At 47.2% G+C, this 5,582-nt stretch carries 2 protein-coding genes, 1 tRNA gene and 2 pseudogenes; 2 read left to right on the plus strand and 3 right to left on the minus strand.

The window, feature by feature from the left end:
- Positions 1 to 79: 79 nt before the first annotated feature.
- Together ACTIE0_RS22335 and ACTIE0_RS22340 are read left to right on the plus strand one after the other, a co-directional pair.
- Positions 80 to 451 (plus strand): annotated as a pseudogene (locus tag ACTIE0_RS22335) (transposase); the annotation flags it as partial.
- Between the two features lie 18 nt (positions 452 to 469).
- Positions 470 to 631 (plus strand): annotated as a pseudogene (locus ACTIE0_RS22340) (IS4 family transposase); the annotation flags it as partial.
- A gap of 16 nt (positions 632 to 647) precedes the next feature.
- On the opposite strand, the gene ACTIE0_RS22345 reads toward ACTIE0_RS22340, so the two are convergent.
- The 3 genes from ACTIE0_RS22345 to ACTIE0_RS22355 form a co-directional block, all read right to left on the minus strand.
- Positions 648 to 872, minus strand: coding sequence for a hypothetical protein (locus ACTIE0_RS22345; RefSeq protein WP_006669054.1), 225 nt, complete (start codon positions 870 to 872; stop codon positions 648 to 650).
- Between the two features lie 213 nt (positions 873 to 1,085).
- A tRNA-Gly gene (locus tag ACTIE0_RS22350) sits at positions 1,086 to 1,156 on the minus strand.
- Positions 1,157 to 1,236: 80 nt separating this feature from the next.
- Positions 1,237 to 4,857: a response regulator gene (locus ACTIE0_RS22355; RefSeq protein WP_006669053.1), complete on the minus strand. Its 3,621-nt coding sequence runs from the start codon at positions 4,855 to 4,857 to the stop codon at positions 1,237 to 1,239.
- Between the last annotated feature and the right edge of the window lie 725 nt (positions 4,858 to 5,582).

Raw genomic sequence — 5,582 nt, forward strand, 5'->3', positions numbered from 1 at the left:
CCCGGAGCGCCCCCTTCAGAATTTTCGGCTAGATTCCCTTTTGGCTAAGACTTTCAGCTTTTTTGTCCTGTACTGAGATTGGTGGATTATACCTTACGTCAATACAACTCTATTTAGTCGAGTGTTACAGGAGTTTGCTGCCGAATTTAAATTAGGTCCAAATCAACACATTATGTTAGTGGTTGATCAAGCCGGATGGCATATCAGTAAGAATCTGAAAGTACCCGAAGGACTGCATTTAATGTTTCTACCGTCCCATTCCCCGGAACTACAACCAGCAGAAAGACTGTGGCCTCTGGTAGATGAACCCATTGCCAATCGTTCATTTGAGAATCTTGATCAGCTAGAGGAACTCTTGTGTGCTCGCTGCCGAAGTTTGTGGAAACAGCGCGAATTAATTCGAGGCTTGACCAGTTTTCATTGGTGGCCTCAAACCGAGACTTTACTATAATTGATTATCCGGACTTGATATCACAGTATTTTTGGGCTCGGATTATCGGGTTATGCTTGGAGCCAGTCGCTAGTTTTCTGGCAAGAAGAGATGTTAGCATTGATGGCCCTCAAGCCTCATAAAGCTCAGAATTTTCGGCAAGGACTAAATGCTCTATCCCTTGTACAGCAATCAGTCTAGCTCTCTTGTCACCCTCTCAGGGTGTACACTCAAGATTGGCTATCTTGGGTAGTCGTTTCCCGGTAGGTGGCTGCTTAAACTGCAATAGCAGATTGTACCTAGTCCCGGACTTTTGTAACTTGAGAGTCACTCCTTTGGGACATTCCCCTTTAAAGTCTTGATAGGCTTTCAAGAATCTAGCGTAACTCTCATCGTAGTTGCCCTTCCCCCCTACAGTAGGGGTATTAGTAGCGTTACTCATTTTTTACTCACTTGTTACTCTGCTACGGTTTTGAGTAACACCTAAGTAACGGTAGAATAGGGGTTATAGGCTATGTATCAGGTTCAAGTCCGCCTCCTGGCATTTTCGGAAAAACCTGATCCTGACTGCGATCGCAGCTTATTGCTTAACTCGATAGTCGCAGTCGATTAGTAGGCTATTACTCATAACCTAGCCCTGGCATGGTAGGAAAAAAGCGGGCGGGGGGAATCGAACCCCCATCATTAGCTTGGAAGGCTAAGGTTTTACCACTAAACTACGCCCGCAAATTTGCACTTAACTAATCTAACACAGGAAAATAAAAATTGCAATAGTGCGATCGCATTTTTTCCCCAATTATCTGCCATTAAGCTGTATCCCTTACTGATTCAGGTTTTGGGTTAATCACACAAGTCATTACCGGCTCATCAATGCCTTTAAGTTCGAGAAATTCGCGCTTAATAATCTCCTCATCGGGGACATACTGAGCCACCATAGCGGATACCATAATGCTGTTGGGGGCAGTAGCCTCCTGAAGACGGGCAGCAATATTAACCGAAGGACCGATCGCCGTAAAATCCGATCGCTCTTGGGAACCAAACAACCCCACCACAGCCATACCCTGGTGAATCCCACAGCGGAACCGCACCGGAGGAACCTCATTACGGCCCACCAAACCTCGTTCCTGCCAACCCTGGTTAAGTTTTTCGAGAGCCACCAACATTTGTCTAGCCGTAGCGATCGCGCGTCGGACTTGTTCAGAGGGGCTCATCTCCTCCGGGGCTCCATACAAAGCCATAATCGCATCTCCTACAAACTTGTCAACAGTCCCCTGATTCTCAAAAACCGCCCGAGTCATTTCTCCCAAATACTCATTAAGCAATTCCGCCACCCCCTGAGACTGTAGAGCATTAGACATCCGAGTAAAACCGACAATATCACTAAATAAAATGGTAATCAGCCTCGGTTCCGGGCGCAAATCCAGAGTCAAGTCCCCCGCCGCCGCCTTTTTGACCATAGACTCCGGCAAAAACCGTCGCAATACTGATTCAGTCAGATACTTATTCAAATGGGCTACCCGTCGTTCCTCTGCCTTGAGGGCCTGTAAATTCCTGACCTCAGCTATCAACTCCCGGTCATTAAAAGGCTTAGAAACATAGGCATCAGCGCCGCGCTCAACCCCTTCGATGCGGGTATCCTCATCAGCCTTAGCAGTCAACAAAATAATTGGAGTTCCCCTAAGTTCAGGTGAGGAGCGAATCATGCGAATCAACTCCAACCCAGACACCTGGGGCATCATCAAATCAGTAACAATCACATCAGGATGATAAGTCTGAGCCTTGTTAAAACCATCAGCGCCATTCTTAGCCAAAACTGCATTAAATCCGGCATTTTGCAACATCATCGACACATAGCGGCGCAAATCGGGGTTATCATCCACCACCAGGACAGTATTAGACCCCAACTGTCCGTGGTCCGTGAGGGAAGCCGAACCGTCAGCAACCAAAACCTCCGGCAGATTTATGTCGTCAATTTGTACATCTGGTAAATCGACCTCCACATCAGCCAATTCTACGGCTGCTCGACGTGCATCAAACTCAGCGGGAACATCAAGGACTTGCTCTGGTGGTAGATGAAGATTCCCCATTTGTAGCCAGACGGTAAATGTAGTTCCCTGACCATACTCAGACTCTACAGTAATGCGACCATGATGGAGTTCGACCAACTCTTTAACCAGAGCCAATCCCAAGCCACTCCCCTCAAAGGAGCGATTGGCTGAACCTTCAGCTTGTCGGAAGCGTTCAAATAAATGGGGGAGTTGTTCTTGTTTAATACCAATCCCGGTATCTTTGACCATAAGACGGCAATAATTCCCTTCGGGCTGGAGACTAACGGTAATAGTGCCATCGGTGGGGGTAAACTTCATGGCATTAGAGAGCAAATTGTAAAGGACTTTATCAAACCTTTCCAGATCAAGATAAAGTTGGGGGCAACTCTGTAAATTGGTAACTAGATTAATTTGTTTGCGATCGCAATAAGACTTAAATGATTCCACCGTTTGCTGACAAAACTCCACCAGGTCACAGGGGCGAAAACTGGGCTGCATTCGTCCCGCATCAAACCGTTGCAAATCCAATAATTGATTAACCAAGCGCAATAGTCGCCTGGAGTTACGCAGAGCAATTTTCGCTTGGTCTAATGACAGATCCTGCTGTTGATTAACCACCGTTTCCAAAGGACCTATCATCAAAGTCAAAGGGGTGCGAAACTCGTGGGAGACATTTTGAAAAAACTCAGTTTTGAGGCGGTCGGCTTCTAATAGGCGTTCTGCTTGCTGGCGTGTTTTTTGGTATAGACGAGCCTGCTGTACCGCCAAAGCGGCTTGGGCTGCCACTAACAGGACCATATCAATTTCGGAGGGTTGCCAATGGCGAACTTGGTGATTTTGGCGTAGGGATATGCTGCCAATAATATCACCATCGAGCAATAGTGGCACGACCAATAGAGCCTTAGAAGGCGATCGCAAAGGCAACATCACCATCGAGTCTGGTCGCTGTTCGATATCAGCGATCGCCACCGGAGCGCGAGTTCTAATCAATTCCTGAAGCACCGGGTTGCCACTAATAGGAGCCGCCGACTGAGGCAAATCATCGGACTGATCGGACTCAATGGATTGATTAGTTTCTACCCCCAATAGGGGCAAATTCGTCGTCGTGCTGGTATCAGGTTCAGACAAAGCCGCCGGTCTAGTCTCTACTACTGTTTCTTTAATCGCCGCATTATAAAGGCCTACACACTGCATATATTCATCTCCCGGACTCCAGAGAGACAAAGCACAGCCATCAACCTCCAAAGCCTCCCCCAATTGCTCAGTGATAGCCGCAAAAATTTTCTGAGGGTCAAGACTAGACCGAATAGCATTGGTAATCGTATTAACCAGCGCTTCCCTACGAGCCAATTCTCGCACCTGCTCGTATGCGCGCACCTGAGACAATGCCAAAGCCGCCTGATCTGCTACACCCGCAGCTAACTGCACTTCATGTTCATGCCAATTACGGGGCGATCCCGTGTGGTGCAGCGCCAAAACCGCCAACAATTCCTGACGGTAATACAGAGGCACTATCAAACTGGAGCGAATATCTGCACGTTGGTAAACGTCTCGTCGCTGCTGCCATTCTGGTCCATCGTGGTCAGAAATATCATTTCCCAAACCTTCCGAAAGAATCATTACTTCCGTAGTTTCCCAAACCAGGGATCTCAATTCCAGATCATTATTATTGATAACGCTGATGTTGTCTGTCGTGGAATTTTGATGATTCTGACCTTCCGCTAAGTATGCGAACCACTCCTTCCCTTGTGTAGCAGTGATATCCTGTTTGGTAGGGCTGACTCCAGCCCCCAGCCCTATCAGGTCTGAACCCACACCGAATGAACGCAGCAGACAATAGCTCACCTCAAACATTTTACCCACTGTTTCAACTATGCGCTGCAACATTTCCTGGGAATTAGGACAGGCGCGAATGGTACTTGTCACTTCATAAAGTAACGATTCCTGTTTTTGTGCTAGGCGTAGTTCCTCTGTGCGAGATTTCAGGACATTATGAGTTTCTAAACCTTGCTGAACGATCGCCTTGAGTTCATCAGATTTCCAAGGTTTAGTGACATATTTAAACACCTTACCGGAGTTAATTGCCTCTACCAGGTCTTCAACATCCGTATAACCAGTGAGGATAATGCGGATCGAATCGGGATATTGAGTCGCGGTCAAACTGAGAAACTCTGTGCCACTCATATAGGGCATCCGCTGATCAGAGATAATTACTGCTACTTCCCCCACCTCTTCTAAGATCTTCAATGCAGCCGGCCCACTTTCGGCTTTGAGAACTTTAAATTCCCGATGGAAAGTCCGGTATAGCAGATCTAAATTATCTGGCTCATCATCAACCACTAATATGGTGGGCTTCAATTTTCTGTTGGGGGAACTCATGCACCGATCTCCTGCTGGAAGGGCTCATCAATTCGGGGGCTTCGATGGTCAGTACTGGCACTAATGTGTCTGTAGGGGAGTAGATTACACCGTAGGTGACTCTTCACCATAAGCAAGCCAACCCACCAACCCGCCCGTCTAATTTGAGAGTTGTTCGCGATTAGGTAGACCATTGTAGACCGCTGAGTTCCAGAGGGAGCTATATTCATCTACAAGTGAGCGATACGGAATGTTTGACTATGTGCCTTTTCATCAACTGAGTTTAGTGGGAGGTTTAGCAATATTGTTCCAGCGGTCCCCAGACTGTTACACCCTCATGTTAATCATACTTTATCAAGAAACTGGGTCTCAAACCTTGCACTTCAGGGCGACTTCGTGATACAATAGTAATGGTTGTGCGAGACGTTTAGGAGTGAAATAGGGCTGCAATGCCTGAAATAACCTCCTATTGGGACTTCTATTCCTTGGTAGAATATAAGGAGTGCGCCCTGACCATCCCATAACTATCTATGTGTTCCAACATCTGGACTCGACACCCAGATAAGGCAGAGAGACTCAAGGTCAAGACAGAACACTAGAACGATGGAGTTGTAACCCATCTAGTAAAGCAGGAAGTTGAGAGTAACGGCGGTAGCCACCCCCAGTTTCAGGATTCACAACCCGTCAGATTGAAGCGGGGAACGGAAGGCGTAATAGAGGAACCTACCTCTCACTCGACCACTGCC

Source organism: Limnospira sp., assembly GCF_051859755.1.
GTDB classification, from domain to species: Bacteria; Cyanobacteriota; Cyanobacteriia; order Cyanobacteriales; family Microcoleaceae; genus Limnospira; species Limnospira fusiformis.